At 55.9% G+C, this 16,626-nt stretch carries 15 protein-coding genes; 6 read left to right on the top strand and 9 right to left on the bottom strand.

Features of this window, described 5'->3' with window-relative positions:
- Positions 1 to 7: 7 nt before the first annotated feature.
- Together RE6C_RS02130 and RE6C_RS02125 are read right to left on the bottom strand one after the other, a co-directional pair.
- On the bottom strand, positions 8 to 991 hold the full coding sequence (locus tag RE6C_RS02130) for a lipase family protein (RefSeq protein WP_008653416.1): 984 nt from the start codon (positions 989 to 991) through the stop codon (positions 8 to 10).
- Positions 992 to 1,202: 211 nt separating this feature from the next.
- A complete protein-coding gene (locus RE6C_RS02125; protein WP_008653415.1) occupies positions 1,203 to 2,327 on the bottom strand; it encodes a glycosyltransferase in 1,125 nt (374 codons plus the stop codon).
- Between the two features lie 352 nt (positions 2,328 to 2,679).
- Between RE6C_RS02125 and RE6C_RS02115 the strand changes: the two genes are divergently transcribed.
- On the top strand, positions 2,680 to 3,246 hold the full coding sequence (locus RE6C_RS02115) for a hypothetical protein (protein WP_039960989.1): 567 nt from the start codon (positions 2,680 to 2,682) through the stop codon (positions 3,244 to 3,246).
- Between the two features lie 28 nt (positions 3,247 to 3,274).
- Here the strand turns inward: RE6C_RS02115 and argF are convergent, their stop codons facing one another.
- The 5 genes from argF to RE6C_RS02090 all read right to left on the bottom strand — a co-directional run bounded on the left by argF (position 3,275) and on the right by RE6C_RS02090 (position 8,597).
- Positions 3,275 to 4,213: an ornithine carbamoyltransferase gene (argF, locus tag RE6C_RS02110; protein WP_008653412.1), complete on the bottom strand. Its 939-nt coding sequence runs from the start codon at positions 4,211 to 4,213 to the stop codon at positions 3,275 to 3,277.
- Positions 4,213 to 5,703: an aminotransferase class III-fold pyridoxal phosphate-dependent enzyme gene (locus tag RE6C_RS02105; RefSeq protein ID WP_008653411.1), complete on the bottom strand. Its 1,491-nt coding sequence runs from the start codon at positions 5,701 to 5,703 to the stop codon at positions 4,213 to 4,215. The genes argF and RE6C_RS02105 overlap by 1 nt, the downstream gene beginning before the upstream one ends.
- Entirely contained in the window at positions 5,700 to 6,563 is an 864-nt protein-coding gene (gene argB / locus RE6C_RS02100) for an acetylglutamate kinase (protein ID WP_008653409.1), read from the bottom strand. The genes RE6C_RS02105 and argB overlap by 4 nt, the downstream gene beginning before the upstream one ends.
- 172 nt (positions 6,564 to 6,735) lie before the next feature.
- Positions 6,736 to 8,073: an NTP/NDP exchange transporter gene (locus RE6C_RS02095; RefSeq protein ID WP_008653408.1), complete on the bottom strand. Its 1,338-nt coding sequence runs from the start codon at positions 8,071 to 8,073 to the stop codon at positions 6,736 to 6,738.
- Positions 8,070 to 8,597: a hypothetical protein gene (locus tag RE6C_RS02090; protein ID WP_236617876.1), complete on the bottom strand. Its 528-nt coding sequence runs from the start codon at positions 8,595 to 8,597 to the stop codon at positions 8,070 to 8,072. The genes RE6C_RS02095 and RE6C_RS02090 overlap by 4 nt, the downstream gene beginning before the upstream one ends.
- A gap of 214 nt (positions 8,598 to 8,811) precedes the next feature.
- On the opposite strand from RE6C_RS02090, the gene RE6C_RS02085 reads away from it, so the two are divergent.
- Genes RE6C_RS02085 through RE6C_RS02075 form a run of 3 tightly spaced genes read left to right on the top strand, consistent with a single transcriptional unit; the run spans position 8,812 to position 12,430 of the window.
- Positions 8,812 to 9,912 carry a sugar ABC transporter substrate-binding protein gene (locus RE6C_RS02085; protein WP_236617875.1) on the top strand — a complete coding sequence of 367 codons (1,101 nt, stop codon included), beginning with the start codon at positions 8,812 to 8,814 and terminating at the stop codon, positions 9,910 to 9,912.
- Positions 9,909 to 11,477, top strand: a complete 1,569-nt coding sequence (locus RE6C_RS02080; protein WP_008653400.1) for a sugar ABC transporter ATP-binding protein — start codon at positions 9,909 to 9,911, stop codon at positions 11,475 to 11,477. The genes RE6C_RS02085 and RE6C_RS02080 overlap by 4 nt, the downstream gene beginning before the upstream one ends.
- Complete coding sequence (locus RE6C_RS02075) at positions 11,474 to 12,430, top strand: ABC transporter permease (protein WP_008653394.1); 957 nt, start codon at positions 11,474 to 11,476, stop codon at positions 12,428 to 12,430. Before RE6C_RS02080 ends, RE6C_RS02075 begins: the two co-directional genes overlap by 4 nt.
- Positions 12,431 to 12,471: 41 nt before the next feature.
- On the opposite strand, the gene recQ is transcribed toward RE6C_RS02075, so the two are convergent.
- Both recQ and RE6C_RS02065 read right to left on the bottom strand, forming a co-directional pair.
- The gene (gene recQ, locus RE6C_RS02070) at positions 12,472 to 14,709 is read right to left on the bottom strand and encodes a DNA helicase RecQ (RefSeq protein ID WP_008653386.1); all 2,238 of its coding nucleotides are present in this window, start codon (positions 14,707 to 14,709) and stop codon (positions 12,472 to 12,474) included.
- Positions 14,710 to 14,796: 87 nt separating this feature from the next.
- A complete protein-coding gene (locus tag RE6C_RS02065) occupies positions 14,797 to 15,420 on the bottom strand; it encodes an RNA polymerase sigma factor (RefSeq protein ID WP_008653385.1) in 624 nt (207 codons plus the stop codon).
- Between the two features lie 389 nt (positions 15,421 to 15,809).
- On the opposite strand from RE6C_RS02065, the gene RE6C_RS32690 reads away from it, so the two are divergent.
- Both RE6C_RS32690 and RE6C_RS02055 read left to right on the top strand, forming a co-directional pair.
- Positions 15,810 to 16,025: a hypothetical protein gene (locus tag RE6C_RS32690; protein WP_008653384.1), complete on the top strand. Its 216-nt coding sequence runs from the start codon at positions 15,810 to 15,812 to the stop codon at positions 16,023 to 16,025.
- A 49-nt stretch (positions 16,026 to 16,074) separates the two neighbouring features.
- The coding region (locus tag RE6C_RS02055; RefSeq protein WP_236617874.1) for an HD-GYP domain-containing protein at positions 16,075 to 16,626 on the top strand (552 nt) is incomplete at its 3' end.

Genomic DNA, 16,626 nt, shown 5'->3' with positions numbered 1-16,626 from the left:
GTGTCCGTCAGGAGGCTTCGGTTTTGGGATCTTGTCCCGTCAAGTCTGAAGCATCGACGGCGCTTTCGCCACGCCCCATTGCATCCTGTTCTTTTTGAACGGCATCCAGGATGGGATCGATGTAGTTGTGTAGCGGGTGATCGCTGAAGTGATCCACCCGAAAACGCTTGAGCCCTCGCAGGAATCCGTGCCATCGGTCGCGTCGTTTTCGAATCATGCCCAGGTGACCGATTCGTCCGTTTCGGTTGATATAGACCTCGGTTCCACAGTGGCGGTATCCCATCCACGCGGGTGGGACTCGAGTCACAATGTCGTTGTTGTTGACGTACCGGTAGTGAGGCAATTCGACGTAGTTGATGTAGCGTTTGTCACCCACCCGAGGGCTTCCGTAGGTGAACAATCCACTCGGCACGGATTTGATATGAGACAGGTAGCAACGTCCGGCGCAGATGGTGGCCATCGCACCACCGAGTGAATGGCCACAGAACCAAACGGGTTGCTCGTTGCCAACCAACGCGGTTTCCAACATTGGCCATAGATCGTCGACTTCGGTTTTGAAACCGCGGTGGACTTTGCCCGCCGTCTCGGCCAAAACCGACGCGGCGTTGGCGTCCGCACGAATGTCATTCCATTCATTGGGCTCGGTACCGCGGCATGCGATCACGCAATCGTGATCGTTGCGAAACCGGTAAGCTTGGGAACCGTCGTGATCAAAGAAGGTGACGTCGGAAAAGCCAACCATGGCGGCGGCGACGGTGGCTTCTCGCTCATCGTTGTAGGCGACCATTGCCAACTCGGCGAATAGCAACGACTTTTGCAAGAACGTCATGTCGTCGATGGCACCTTTGACGTCGCTGTGAACGACGACTGGGACTTCATTGGGATCCTGGACAACGCCAGCGATGGGTTTCAGTTCCAGTGCATCAGACGGTTTGCTCATCTGAATAACTCCGTTTCGAATGAGAAGATCAGCGACCTCATTGTGCCACACCCTTTGGCAAAGAGGGATAGGCGTGCGAATTTCAACCTGGTGCGACGCAAGATTTTCGCGTTGTCATCACAAACGCAATGACTTTGGATTCACACGGGGACGAGAATTGCCGGACAATATTCGAACTTGTTGCCGTGCGGAGGGATGATGCGAATCCAATCGATGGCGCTGTCGCGGGTACGCTTCACAAACAACGCATCTTTCCGACCGGTCAGGCGCGATGCTGATGCTTGCAGGCATCTTGCAAGCACGCTTCGTAAGCGTCCACCATTGCGGGCCAACCATAACGGCTGGTCACTTCGCCCGCTTGGGCAGCGAGCCGTTCCCGCAACTCTGGCGACGCCATGCAATGAAGTAGTCCGGCTCGCAACGCAGCGTCATCGTTGGTGACAAGCCATCCATTGCGACCGTGATCGATGATTTCACGAACTGCACCACCAGCGTCCACGGTCAAGACCGCGGTGGAGCATGCCATTGCTTCGAGCAACGCGGATGGGAACCCTTCATAGCGACTGGGCAGAACAAACCAATCCGCGGATTGATAGACGGGCCAGATCGGTCGCGTCCAACCGGGGAGGTTGACCCGCGAATCAACTTTGAGTTCACGAGCAAGTTTTTCCAAATGACCACGCTGGCTGCCTTCGCCATGTATCGTGAGTTCCCAATTCGGCGCATCGTTTGGCAATTCACTCAAGCAGCGAATCAAACGGTCAAAGCCCTTTTCATGTTCCAGTCTTCCAACCGCGACAAGACGGCAAGTTTCTTCGTCGGTGTCGGCGTCCCTTTCGGTGCGTTGTTCGACGGTTGAGTGGAACTCCTTCGGCACTTCAATCGCCGACGGAATGACAAGCGTATGACTATGTGTTTGTGATTGCAGCGTTGCCTCGACATCCTCGCTCAAGCACACCACGCGGTATGCCTTTGGATAAAGTCGGCGACGAAAGAACTCGCGGGCTCGGCCGAGCGATTGATGTTTGGGATCGCTTCGTTCGCTGACCACCACCGGCACACTGAGCCCCGTGGTTGCCAACAACGTTAGCCAATTGGTGGCGTCACAAAACGAAAGCACCACATCAAATTTGCCCGCCGCGATGGTCGATCGAAGACGGCGGGTTCGGGACCAGATTGAAACGGTGTTCTCTGGCGTCGACAGGACGTTGATGGAATGGCGCGAGACGCGGGAGTCGACTTCGTGCCGATCGTGTTTTCCATCATCCAGTGTGATCAGGGTGACGGAGTGCGAGCGGTCTGCCAGGCGAGAAGCGAGCCCCGCCATCACGCGTTCGGCGCCGCCCCCGTCGAGCGAATGAATCACGCAGGCAATTTTCATTTTCATCGGCGGAGTCGGCGTGATTGGAAGTCTTACGTGAACAGCTTAGTAACAAGCCGGGCATCCGTGTCAGACAACTCCAGCCCGATGGCACCCACGGGAGGCATTCCGGCAAAAGGCAAGTCACGCCGATTTCCCAGGCAATCCTTTCGTGAACGTTTATCACTCGTCGCGACGAAATGGCGACGTGCGGGGAAAATCTGTGTCAGATTCGAGGAATTATTCGGCTTCGGGCCGGTGGTTTGGATTGCAACGGTTGGCAGGGTGACTACGGTGGAATATGCACGGGGGTGCTCACGATCGACATTTGCCAATTGATCCAACCACACCTCTTTCAATGAGAGAAAGCGAGCCAGCTATGTTGTCTCAGAAATTTGCCTTTTCGCGAGGTTCGAGTCGCTTGAAGCGATCGATTCAGCGCATTTTCTTGGGCGTCGCCGTTCTGGCTGGATGCGTGGCCTGCTCCGAAGAAGCGTCCGCTCAATCGCCCTATGCGTTCGGGTTTCAGCCCTACGGTTTCTATCAGCCGTACGGATCGGTGTATCGATCCAACATTCCAAACCCACCGTATTTCGCGACGAACCCACCGGTTTACTACGGCACGCGTCACTACCGTCCTTATGGGATCAGCCCGTTTGCATCGCCACCAGTGGTGAGTCCTGGTGCTGGTTACCACAGCCAAGTGGCTCCGATCAATCAGCGTCGCGGCTATGTCGGCCCCGTTTCGAATCCTTATATCTGCAAAGCAGGTGAATCGTCACCGCATTTGGTAACGAAGGCAAAAGCTGCATCTAAAAAGTCCAGCGACGCGTCGGATGAATCTGAAGCCGCCACAACGCTTGTTTCGAATTCGCCTGGTTTCACTCCAGGTGAAGTTCGTACCAACCCATTCGTTTCGAGCGAATTGCAATTCGCTCGACGTTAGGAAGCGGTGGGGCGAAAGTTCTCGGCCATTAAACGCTGATGTTTTCTGCGATCCACTCGGGTCGCAGGAGCTGAATCATCAGAGCCTTTTGGGCGTGCATTCGATTGCCCGCCTGTTCGATCACGTCGCTTTGTGGACCATCCATGACCGCGTCGGTGATCTCCTCGCCTCGCACGGCGGGCAAGCAATGCAGCACTCGAGCGGTCTTTGGGGCCGCTTCGAGTAGCTGTTCATTGACTTGGAAATTCTTGAAAGCGGCTCGTCGAGCGATGGATTCGGCTTCTTGCCCCATGCTGGTCCAAACGTCGGTGTAGATCGCATCAGCGGTTTCGACCGCGGCAATCGGATCGGCCGTTTGATTCATTTTCGCGTTGGGATATTTCTCACCGATTCGATCGAGCCATGGTTGGTCGAGTTCGTACCCATCCGGACGTGCGAGCGTGAATTGAATGTCCAGCATCGCACACGCGAGAGCGAGTGATCGCGAAACGTTGTTGCCGTCGCCAACGAAAACCATGTGGCGATCTTTGACTTCGCCAAAATTCTCCAGCAACGTCAACACATCGGCGATTGCTTGGCAAGGATGACAGAGATCGGTCAAGCTGTTGATGATCGGGACAGCATTGTATTCCGCCAACTGTTCAACACGTTCGTGTGATTTCGCTCGACACGCAACCGCGTCGACAAATTGTCCCAACACGCGAGTGAAGTCAGACGGTGATTCGCGTTTGCCCCAACCGACATCGTCGCCCAGAAACAAGCTGCTGCCACCGAGATGGTTCATGCCGGTCTCAAAGCTGACACGGGTTCGCAAGCTTGGTTTTTCAAACAACAACGCAAGCGTGTAGCGTTCCAAAATGGCGGGCCGTTCGCCCTGTTTCAATTTGGATTTGAGGGTTTGTGCGGTTGCCAAAATCTGACGCAACTCTTGCGGGGTCAGATCAAAGAGTGTGAGCAAGTGTCGCATCAAAGTTTCTCCGTTTCCTCGTTGGATTCGAACTCGTCCAGTTCGTTGTTTTCCAGTTCAGTTTCTTCTTGTTCGGTTTCGTGCTCTTCGTCTTCATCGCCGCCTACGACTTCGTCGTCCGTTTCATCTTCCTCAGCCGATTCTTCATCGGCCGTGTCGTCGAGTTCGTCCTCTTCGATTGCCTCATCGTCATCGTCTTCGTCGTCATCCAGCTCTTCGTCCGAATCTTCCGCAGATGCGGCTTCATCGATATCCGCATCAAGTGAAATGTCGACTGGCGATTCGTCGGGTTGGGCTTCGTCGGGTCGGGCTTCGTCAGCGGGTTCCTCCATCGGATCCGATTCAGTTTCCGCCGATGAGGTTGCTTCCGTTGACTCCTGAGTTCCTTCCAACCCCGCCAGCACCGCATCGATTCGGTCGATCAGGATTTCCCGTTGTTCGGCCGTCATCAGCAACGGAGGTTGGAACAGGACCGAATGTTCGCTGCAAACATCGGCGTGCAGTTGTTCCGCCGCGGATTGATCGATCCAAGCTTGAGATTCGACATCCAATTCCAAGATCACGGTGTGCCCGCAGGCATGCAGGTCTCGGACGCACCCGCGGGTGGCAATTCGTTCAGCCAGAGCGATGGCGAACGCGTCCGCTTCCGTGGCAAGAGCGTCGGTTTTAATCAGCGTCGACAGTGCGGCGGAAACAAGATGTCCAACCAAGTCACTGGAATGAGCGGTTTGGTCGAGATGCGATGCGAGCGATTCCGATAGAACCAACATGCCGCCAGGAAGGTCGCCGACCAAGCCGGCCGAAAGGATGACCGCGTCGGCAGAGATTCCGGCGACCATTTCATGAGCAAAGAAGTAGCCGTTCCCGGCTGCGGGAGTGTCACCATGATCGACGATCAATTGCGTGCCCGTTTCATCACATCGTTGACGGCATCGAGCCCACCATTCAGCGGTCAATGGCTGGCCGACTCCGCTGAAGTCCACCGGAGCGACCAAAGCGACCGCGGTTGATGAATCGATTTTGTCGACGAAGCGTTCCGCCGGCGCGTGCACGAAGCCAGGCAGCAGGGGCCACTCGTTGCCTCGCAACGTTGGTTTGCCGCTCGCCATTCTCGCAACGATGCTGCGTCCGTGATCACTGCCTACCAAACAAAGGCACTTTGGCGCCGATGCATTCTCGGCGGCCGCGTCTTCCGCATCGTGTTGTGACAGATGACGTCGACGAGCCGCGATCAAAGCATGTTCGAGTGCTTGGTCTCGCGAAGAAGTTGGAATGCAATCAGCGAGCGTTGAAGCATCCGCGTTGGTCAGCGTGCGCAGTTGCTCCGTGATCTTGGTTCGCAGGTCAGCATCGCCGCACCACTCGGGTTGATCTGCGAATTGACGCAAGGCATCCCGGAACGAGTTCTCACCTGTCGGAGAGAGACGTCCTGCAATCGCATTGATCCAATTGTCGCCGCGAGGGGCATCGCCGTTGCCGGACGCGTTCACTGGTGGATCTCCGTGCCCACACCGTCGGTGGTGAAAATTTCGAGCAGCAATGAGTGACGCAGTCGTCCATCAATGATGTGGACTTTCTGAACGCCACGACCGAGTGTTTCCAAGCAGGCTTCGACCTTCGGGATCATGCCGGACTGAATCACACCATCGGCAATCAATTGGCGAGCTTCCTCGGCCGACAACGCTGGAATGATTGTCTCGGGATCTTTGGGGTCTCGGCGAACTCCGTTGACGTCCGACAAGAACACGAGTTTGTCCGCTCCCAAGGATTGAGCGACCGCCATCGCGGCGGTGTCTGCATTGACGTTGTACAGTTGCCCTTTTTCATCCGTGCACAAAGAAGGGATCACGGCGACTTGGTCGGTGTATGCCAAGCTTTCAATCACGTCACGATCGACCTCGGTCACTTCACCAACGAAGCCAAGGTCGTCGCCTTCGGAATCGATCAGCTTCTTGCCTTTCAGGACACACGTGGTTCGAGGCGACAAGTTGACAGCGCGACCACCAAACCGTTCCATCATTTCGGTCAATTCGACATTGAGTTCTCCCGCGAGGACCTGTTCGACGACCTCCAGCGATTTCTCGTCCGTCACCCGTCGCCCGCGAATGAATTGGGCTTCGATGCCGGCTTTGGCCATTGCTTCCGTGATCGCTTTGCCGCCGCCGTGAACCACGACAGGACGCAGGCCGACGGTTTCCATGAAGATCACATCCAGCAGCAAGTGCTGCAGGGCCTCTCGGTCCTCGAGCAGGCTGCCGCCGAGTTTGATGACGGTCGTTTTGCCTCGGAAACGGCGGATCCAACCCATCGCTTCGATGAGGGTGTCGGCTTTCGCAATCGCTTGGTCCATGAGCGGCGGGTGTCCCTGTTGGACGTAGAAAGAAGGTTCGCGGAAGAGATGAATGACGGAAAAGATCAACGAAAAAAAGATGCCGGCGAGCGATTGCTGGCCGGCGTGGGCGAATTTCGTCGAGAATTGCTGGTCGGAAACCCGTCAAGTCTACGAATGGCCAACGAGCGGGTCAATCATGGCCGGCCGGTCGCCCGCGTTGCTGCATTTCGGCCTGCTGGCGACCAATCCGCATCCCCAGCAATCCAGTCAGGACCGCCAGCGGTAGGAAACCGGCGGCGATCGCGGTCAAACTCAAACCGTTGAACCTCAATACCCCGAATAGCTGGGCCGACATCACGTCCCCGCCTCGAACCACGGCCGTGTCCAGAAATCCCTTGGCTTGATAAAGCGTTCGGCGATCCACGACTGTGTACAAAATTTGAATCGCGGGGGCAAACACGGCGTAGCTGGCCGCACGATGGACGACCACCAACGCGACAATCCAATTAAGACTGGGCCAAAACGCCAATCCAGCAAAACCGACCACGTAGATCAGCGGGAACACTCCCAAGACGATTGCCATCCCGAGCCGACGAAGCAACGCGGCAGTTCCGAGCAGCTGCACCGCCAACGTGAGGCTCAGCACCCAGAGGTTGATCTTGGAGATCAACGCGAATCGGTCGGCTTCGTTGAGATTCGCTTCGCGGATGAAGTCAGCTTGTTCGCAGTAGACCGTCGTGGCACAGGCTTGCAGTGCCAACATGAACAAACAGAGGCCCAGTAAATAAGGCGACTTCCAAACGGTGCGAATCCCAACCCACATCGAATGCTTTTCTTTCGATGTGGCAGTCTGTTCAGTCGAGGCCAGTGCGGCGGTTTCGTCGTCTTGGTTTTGAGCGTCCTGGTTGACCAAGTCTTGTGACGTCAACGTTTTCGCGAAAACTCGACCGCATTGCTGGCACAATTCTAATGCGACGATGCCCGCGATCAGCACATACGAGATGTCGACTTGTTGTGAGAGCCACGATGCGAATGCTGATCCGGTGATCCCGCCGATCGTTCCGCCCGCCGAGATGAACCCAAACAACCGTTTGGCTTGGTCGCTGCGGTAGGCGTCGGTGAAAACGCTCCACATCAACGACACAACAAACAGGTTGAAAACGCTCAGCCAGACAAAGTAAACGCGGCCCACCCAAGCGGCGATGCCGGCGTCGCTGACTTGCATCGCGAAAAAGAAGACCAGCAAGTTCAGTTCAAAGAAACGGTAGACGCGGCTGACCAATTGCATTCCACGTCCACGATTCGCGACGGAGGCGTAGATCGGAGAGGCGACCAACATGGTCAGGAAGCTCGCCAGAAACAGCCACGGGATTTCATCACTTCCGCGGGTGAAGGCTTCCGTTTCGCGAAGCGGCCGAAGCTGGTAGTAGCCACCCAGCAAACAAAAGAACCATGCCGTCGACCAAACCAGAAGCCGGATTTCTCCTGGTCGGAAAAACTTGTCACGCCACTGGCGTAGGCGAGTCACTCAGCGATCGCCGGTTGCGTTTCCAATCCTTCGACCGATTCGGGTTCGCCGGAAACAACAACGACGGCTTCTTCCGTGGACACCGAAGGCCCGCGAACTTTCACAAAGCCCGAGATGCCGACGATGATCGCTGCGAGCAGGACAATCACCTTCAACCACTTCGCACGATTTTCGCGGATGCCGTTGAAGGCGGCACTGCGGCCAACCAACGCTGACGCGAGAAAGAAGATTGCGAAGGCGAGCAACATTTTGACGCCCAGCAAACCGTGGTACAGCCCGTCACCCTTGTGAGTGGGGATCGCACGCATGTAGTTGTAGAATCCGCTGAGCAGAAACAGCAGGATGCCGCCGTGGATGAAGCGTTTCCAGCGACCGGTCACCGCTTGGGCCAGCGTTTGGCGGGCTTCTTCGGAGATCATCTTGGCGGAGGGCATCAACACCAACAGCATGAACGCTGATCCACCGACCAAGGTGATCGCCGTGCCGACGTGGATGATTCGTGATAGGACATCCAAAGCAAACATGATCGAGCCGATCGGGTGCGAGGTGCGAAGCGAAATTGAGTTCCAAACAATTTCATGGGCCATCGCCGGCTGAGCAACCCCACTGCCGAAACATGCTGGTGCCTCACGCCACGTCAATCGATAGACTGGTTATGCTGTCGCTGCCGTGTGATGTTTCTTTATCGCCTGGCACACCTTCCTGATGCTTCCTTCCCCACCTCACCGCATCAATCGAATGCTCACTGCAATCATCACCGGACCTGGTCCGCAACGAGATCTGACCCTCTCGGGGCAAGTCTCGAAATCATTGAACAACGAATCTTTGCCAATGGTTCAGTCCGCATGTCGGTCGAAAACGACGACGATCCAACGTGTCGTTTGCGTTGCTGCCGTTTTGGCTCTGATGGTCACCGGGTGCACGTCGTCCAATTCCACTTCGCAATCCAAGGACGAAGGCAATGAAAAACCGCGAGTGGCGTTGATCATGAAGTCGTTGGCCAATGAGTTCTTTTCGACAATGGCCAAAGGGGCCGAGGCTCATCAAGCGGAGCATTCGGACCAGTACGAGTTGGTCGTCAACGGTATCAAAGACGAACGCGATGTCAGTCGGCAAGTTGCTTTGGTGGAAGAAATGGTCGCCAGCGGTGTGGATGCGATCGTCATCGCGCCCGCGGATTCCAAGGTGTTGGTGCCCGCTCTTCGACGAGCTATCAATGCGGGAGTGGTCGTGGTCAACATTGACAACCGTTTGGATGCGGATGTGCTGCAGCAAGAAAACATCGCGGTTCCCTTTGTGGGCCCAGACAACCTGGCGGGAGCGAAAGCCGTGGGTGACTACTTGGCCGCCAATCGCAAAGGCGACAAAGTCGCGATTTTGGAAGGCATTCGCACTTCGTTCAATGCTCAACAGCGATTGAAAGGATTTGAGGCCGCGATGAAAGAGGCCAACATGGAAATCGTCAGCAGCCAATCCGCGGATTGGGAGATGTCGCGAGCCAACACGGTTGCGTCGTCGATGTTGAGCGAGCATCCAGAAATCTCTGCGATCTTGGCCGCCAATGATTCCATGGCTCTCGGCGCCATCGCCGCGGTTAAGAGTGCAGGCCGTGCGGGCGAAGTGCAAATCGTTGGATTCGACAACATCACCGCGATTCGGCAAGCGATTGAAGAAGGCAAGGTGCTGGCCACCGCGGATCAACACGGTGATCAGTTGGCTGTCTTTGGCATCGAAGCTGCGCTGGAACAGCTCGGCGATTCTTCGGACTCGGTAGCTTCCATCGAAGACGTTGAAACGCCCGTCGATCTGATCACGTCCGAGACTCTGAGCAACGAATGAAGGTCGCTCTTTCGGTTCGTGGCCTGACGAAGTCTTACGGCAACGTCACGGTGCTGAACGATGTTTCAATCGATTTTTATGCTGGCCATCTACACGCTTTGCTTGGTGCCAATGGTGCTGGCAAGAGCACGCTGTGCAAGATCATCAGCGGTTTGGTCTCGGCGTCCGCAGGGCAAATGTCTCTGGGTGGTGGCGACTATCAGCCTGGCAGCAAGCAGGATGCGGAGGCCAGTGGAGTTCAGATTGTTCAACAAGAATTGAATTTGATCGAAACGCTTTCGGTCGCCGAGAACCTTCGGCTGGCGTCTCTTCCCAATCGGTGGGGCGTTTTGCGAATGAGCGAACTGCATCGTTCCGCTCGCGAAATATTGGATCGGTTTGGTCTGCCCGATGTCGACACGCACACGATCGTTGGCAGTTTGGGTGTTGGCAAACAACAGATGGTCGAAATTGCGGCAGCGCTCGCCCGTGACGCTCGCGTGTTGATTTTAGATGAGCCAACGGCTGCGCTTTCCGGAAGTGAATCCGAAGAGTTGTTTACGCATCTCACCCGCATGCGTGAACAAGGCGTCGCGATCATCTACATCTCGCACCGACTCGAAGAGGTTCAGCAACTGTCCGACGAAGTCAGCGTGCTGCGCGACGGTCAGCTCGTTACCACAGAACCCATCGCAAACATCAATCGTGAAAAGATGGTTGCTTGGATGAGTTCCGAGGAAGAAGCGGACGACGATTCCAGCCAGCCAGCGGCCAGCTTTGTCAGTCATCGTCGAGACGAGGTCGGTTTGTCGGTTCAGGGGATCTCATGCGGGATGGTCAACAACGTTTCGTTCGATGTTCGTCGAGGAGAACGATTGGGGATCGCTGGATTGGTGGGTTCCGGAAGAACGGAGTTGCTACGAGCAATCTTTGGTGCCGACGTGGCTGATTCGGGGCACGTGTTGCTGGCCGGTGGCGAGGCAGTTCGCTTCACCCATCCCAGTCAGGCTGTCGAAGCTGGTTTCGCAATGGTGACCGAAGATCGGAAACAGAACGGGTTGCTGCTGACTCAGCCGATCCGAGCCAACACTTCGCTGGCCGCGCTTGCCACCAAGTTTTCCGCCAAGGGATGGATTCGGCAAACAGCGGAGGCTGAATCAGCCAGTGCGATCCACGCGTCGTTGGAAACTCGATGCCAATCGTTGGAACAACTTGTCGGCACACTCAGCGGCGGCAACCAACAAAAGGTCGCGGTGGCCAAATGGCTGACTCGCGGTGCCGAGGTCTACCTCTTCGATGAACCGTCGCGCGGGATCGATGTGGCCGCTCGCGGAAAGCTTTACGAACTGTTTGAGGAATTAGCCAAGCAAGGCAAGACGATCGTGATTGTGAGCAGTGATTTGGAAGAATTGTTTGAAACGTGCGACGCAATCGCGGTCATGTCGGCCGGCAGAATGGTGACGAAGTACGAACGGAATGACTTCAGCGAGGATGCGATCTTGGAAGCTTCCTTTGCGGGACAAGAATCGCAGCTGACCACTGCGTTATCTGACGACAAATGGCAGAACGAGGAGGCGAAACCATGAATCGTTTGCAAGGATTCTTGAAACAGCTCGCCCCGCATCTCGGGTTGGTGGCGGTTTTGTTGGTGTTGGTGGCAATCTTCTCGACGCTCAGCAATAACTTCTTCCAAATGTCCACGGTGATCTCGATCGCCAACCAAGTTCCCGATCTGACGTTCTTGGTCGTCGGGATGACGTTGGTGTTGATCATCGGTGGAATCGATCTGTCGGTTGGTTCGTTGCTGGCGGTGTCGTCGGCGGTGTTGGGCGTTTTGATGGTCAACTATGAATGGTCAATTTGGGCGGCGCTTCCGATTGCGGTTCTGGTGGCATCCATCGGCGGTGGGGTGAATGGAGCCATTTCAATCGGATTTGGGATTCCATCTTTCATTGTCACGTTGGGCATGCTCGAGATCGCTCGCGGAGCAACCAAAGTGGTGACCGATTCGAAGGCGATTTACATTGGCAGCCGAATCGAATGGTTTGGTCAGCCTTTGCCCGGCGCGTTTGTTTCACCCGCCTTCATGTTCGCGATTGCAACTGTGGTTCTGGGACAGCTGTTTTTGACTCGGACGGTTTGGGGACGCTACTGCATCGCGATCGGCACCAATGCGGAAGCGGTTCGAATGTCTGGGATTCGGTCGGCTCCTTTGTGCATCGCAATTTTCGCGATCAGTGGGATGATGTGCGGTTTGGCGGGACTCGCACAAACATCGCGATTGTCGACGGCCGATCCCAACGCGGCCATCGGAATCGAGTTGGCGGCGATCGCCGCGTGCGTGATCGGCGGTACCAGTTTGATGGGAGGTCGCGGGAACGTGATCCGATCGTTTATCGGTGTCTTGATCATCCAAGTCTTGCAGACCGGGTTGGCTCAAGTCGGAGTGTCCGACGCCAGCAAACAGATCATCACAGGAGTTGTGATCGTTGTGGCGGTATTGATCGACGCCTTGAGAACACGATGGAGTCGAAGCTGATCCGATCGACCATGGTTTGGCAGCTTGAAACGCTGCGACTGTCAGTCGTCCGGGTCATCTGCCATCTCGTTCTTCATACATGAAGCGACGATGCGGATCTTTTCGTAGGAGACTTCTTCGCCGAGTGCTTCGAAGACCGGACGGAGCCGTTCATCTTCGGCGGCCATTAAAGCGGCTCGGATTGCCTCGGATTCTTCGGTGGAAACCCATTGTGATGGATCGGTGATTTTTTCAGCTTGGATGTAGTCGCTGAGGTACTTGTTCACCGTCGACTCAGCTCGGCCCATTTTCGATGCGACCTCTTCCACCGAACATCCGTCACGGAAAAGCTGAGATGCTTGAACCATGGCAGCGTTGGGCGCCGCGTTCACGCGAGGTTTGATAATGGTCGTCGGAGAGGAGTTGGCGGTCTGGTTTCTGTCCAGTGGATTTTCCTCGCAGTATTGATCGATTGAATCCAAAAACAGTTGTCCAAACTCTTCGCGTTTTCGATCACCGATTCCACGGATGTTGGTGAGTTTCTCAATCGAAGTTGGACGAACACGAGCCAATTCGCGAAGGACGGCGTCGCCGAAGATAACATAGGCCGGCACGCCCCGCTCTGATGCCAACTCGCTGCGTAGTGAACGGAGGTGATCGAACAACTGTCGATCGACACCTTCCCAAGATTCATTCGCGGCGGGACGACGCGATGAGCTTTTCGCCGACACTTTTGTGAGCGTCACTTCACCTTCGCGTTTCAGAAGGGCTCGGCCGGATTCGGTCAGGCGAAGTGATTGAAACTCGCCGCTCCGAATCAAATGGTTTTGAGAAATGAGTTGTTCGATCCAAGTGCGAACGGCGGTGGCACCTTCGCTTGCGAGCAAGTTGTAGGTGCTCAGTTGATCGTGTCCGGCTTGAATGACTTTCTGGTCACGCGACCCGGTGAGAACTTTGACAGTGTGTCCGGCACCATATCGCTCTTTCAGCCGAACCACGCACGACAGGATTTTCTGCGCAAGCGTGATTGGATCGTCCACGACGTCGAGCTCGCCCAGACAAACATCGCATGCGTTGCAGTTGTCTGAGTCGTATTCTTGACCGAAGTATTCGACGAGCGATGCATGTCTGCATTTCACACCGTTGCACAGTGCCGCCATTGACTCAACGGAGGCCATGGCGGATTGGAAGTTGTTGCGGTCACCGTTTTCCAAAATGCGTTTCCATGACATCAGATCGCCGCCGCTGTGCAAGAGGATGCATTCGGCGGCCAGTCCATCGCGTCCGGCTCGACCACTTTCCTGTTGATAGTGTTCGATAGATTTGGGCATCCCCGCGTGAATGACAAATCGAACATTGGATTTGTCGATGCCCATGCCGAACGCGACCGTCGCGACGATGACGTCGACTTTCTCTTGAATGAATGCTTCCTGGTTTGCCTGTCGAACTTCGTCAGGCAATCCCGCGTGATAGGGAAGCGTTCGAATGCCCATGGATTCGAGTGCGCCGGCGGTTTGTTCGACTTCTTTGCGAGTGATGCAGTACACCACGCCAGACTCACCGGGATGTTGAGCGATGCATTGCTGGATCTGGTTCAATTTGCCGTCGGCGCGAAGCATTCGATACGTCAAATTTGGTCGATCGAAATCACCAACCAGAACGTTTGGTTGATTCAGTTGCAATTGTTCGGCGATGTCATCGCGAACTTGTTCGGATGCGGTCGCGGTGAAAGCATGCACGGACGCCGAGGGGAACTGTTCTTTGAGAATTCGCAGTCCGCGGTACTCGGGGCGGAAATCATGTCCCCAATTGCTAACACAGTGAGCTTCGTCGATTGCGAAGAACGAAATTGGCAGGCTGCGTAGAAAGTCGAGTGTCTTGGGTGTGAGCAACCGTTCGGGGGCCAGGTAGAGGATTTTGATCTCGCCTCGGCGAATCCGTTCTGCCGTTTCGCGTTTCTGTTCCACCGACTGGGTGCTGTTGACCAACGCCGCTGAGACACCGTTGCTGGTCAACGCGTCGACTTGATCCTTCATCAACGAGATGAGCGGTGAGACGACCACGGACATTCCGTCGCGAACGAGCGCCGGAACTTGGTAGCACAATGATTTCCCGCCGCCGGTCGGCAAAACAACCAAGCTGTCCCGCCCCTGGATCACGTCCTGGACGGCATCCGCCTGCAGCGGACGAAACGAGTCGTAGCCCCAGACCGATCGCAGGACCGAATGGGCTCGGTCCATCTCGTTTCCGGAAGAGTTGGACGGTGCGAAGGTTGAGGTCGAATCAGAAGGCGACGACATCCGAGAACTCACTGCAATCGTTCGAAAAAGAAGATCGAACAGGTTAGCAGTTTCGGTGAACAGTGTCGTTCACTCGATCGAGGGTTTTCAGCCGCGGCCCATTTTGGCTCGGGCACGATGGAGCAATGGGCCGATCGTATTTTCGCTCAATCCGACCGCTTGGCTGATCTCTTGATAGGACTTGCCTTCCAAATGGTACATCCGCACGACGCTCGCTTCACGCGCGTCCAAACGTAGCATCAAGTGCTCGACTTCTTCGGCGTTTTCGATTCGCTGAAGTTCGCCGTTTACCTGCGTTGGCGTGGCGTGACCGTTGGTGGCACCATTGACGGTGTTTCCGTTGGCCAAGTTTCCGCCACCCAGCGAGCTCCCCGCGGAAGATGCCGAGGTGTGGTTTCCAGGTACCGCCGAATTGGCAGTCAGGCGACGGACCACAACACGTCGAGCGACGATCGTCAGGTATGTCGCGAGCGAGCATTGGCGTCGAAAGCGGCGAAGCACGGCGAAATCATGCCGGACGTAGACCAGGAACACTTCCGCAACCATGTCGTCTCGGGTGGCTTCGTCCATCGACAAGCCACGGCCCATCGCGGTCCGATTGACGACATGGACGACCAGGCCAACAAATCGATCGACGAAGTCTTGCCACGCCCGGGGTTCCCGGTCGAGGCAACGTTGCAGTAGCTGACGATCGACGTCGGAAAGGCTCACAGTGATGGTCCGGAAGATGAGATGAATTGAGCCTGTGGGCTCTGGACTGAAGGCTAAAGGTCCGTCACAAGCCGCGTAACCATGTTAGATGGACGGGGGTTCGGTGGCAAGTTTTTCGCGGAAGATTGCGATTGTTCCGCACGGGGTGATCGCTCGAGGTTTTCGAGTCATTGGAGCCGAAATTTGGATGCCGAAGTTCCCAATCCCCAGCGAATTACGGGGCAGAAATTGTCTCGGTAGACCAGTGGTATCGTTTGTGCGGACTTTAGGGGCCCGTGAGGGTGCGAAATCCGAGTGATTCATGCCACCAGGGGATCCTTAGGCAGCTGGGTTCAAAATGGGACGTAGGGTTCGTCATCTCGACAACGATGTCTCGCAGAATACCGGCTATGAACGACCAAATGGTTCCCAGCGATTTCGCCAACCACAGCATGCCACCCGTGGTGCCTGTTCCCGCAGCTTCTCCTGCCGAGGATGCGGCCAACAGCAATTCAGATCCATCAGATCGCCCGCAGCTTAAGAATTCTGGGGCCATGGCTCGTCTGCTCATGCCGCGACATCAGACGCCGCACCATCTGATGCCGCACATTCGGCGTCTCGATTGAGTGAGCTGTTGATGGGGTTGGGGAAGCAGCCACAGGGCAGCTCCCGGGAGTGATTGAACCCGCTCCGATCGCAAACGCTCAAACAGATTCGTCGAACACTCCGGCAGAAGATACGCGGCCGTTTGAAAATCATTTGGCCATGGCCCGGTTGGGCATGGCGACATCGCTCTTTTATGCTCTTCGAACCAAGCACGCCCCCACGGCGGCCCACAGCCTACGCGTTGCTCTTGCCTGTTCCGCGTGGTGTGAACGGTTGGGATTGGCCGAGCAGACGCGAGATCGCATCGAAGTCGCGGCGTTGCTTCACGACATCGGCAAGATTGGAATCCCGGATCGCATTCTTCGAAAGCCAGGCAAGCTCAGCATCGAAGAGCAGCTGACGATGGATTGTTGTTCGGAACTTGGTTGCGAGATCCTGCGTGGCTGCACCGCCGACCAATCGTTGTTAGATATCGTGAGGTACTGCGGTGTCTGGTATGACTCACGCCGACAAGAAGACCATGTTCGTGGCGACGCCCTTCCGCTGGGCGCTCGGATGATGTCCATCGCCGGTGCCTTTGACGCGATGACGACGGATCAAGTCTACCGTTCGGCACTCAGT

It is taken from the genome of Rhodopirellula europaea 6C, assembly GCF_000338295.1.
Lineage (GTDB): Bacteria > Planctomycetota > Planctomycetia > Pirellulales > Pirellulaceae > Rhodopirellula > Rhodopirellula europaea.
This window is presented reverse-complemented; position numbering and strand designations above follow the sequence as displayed.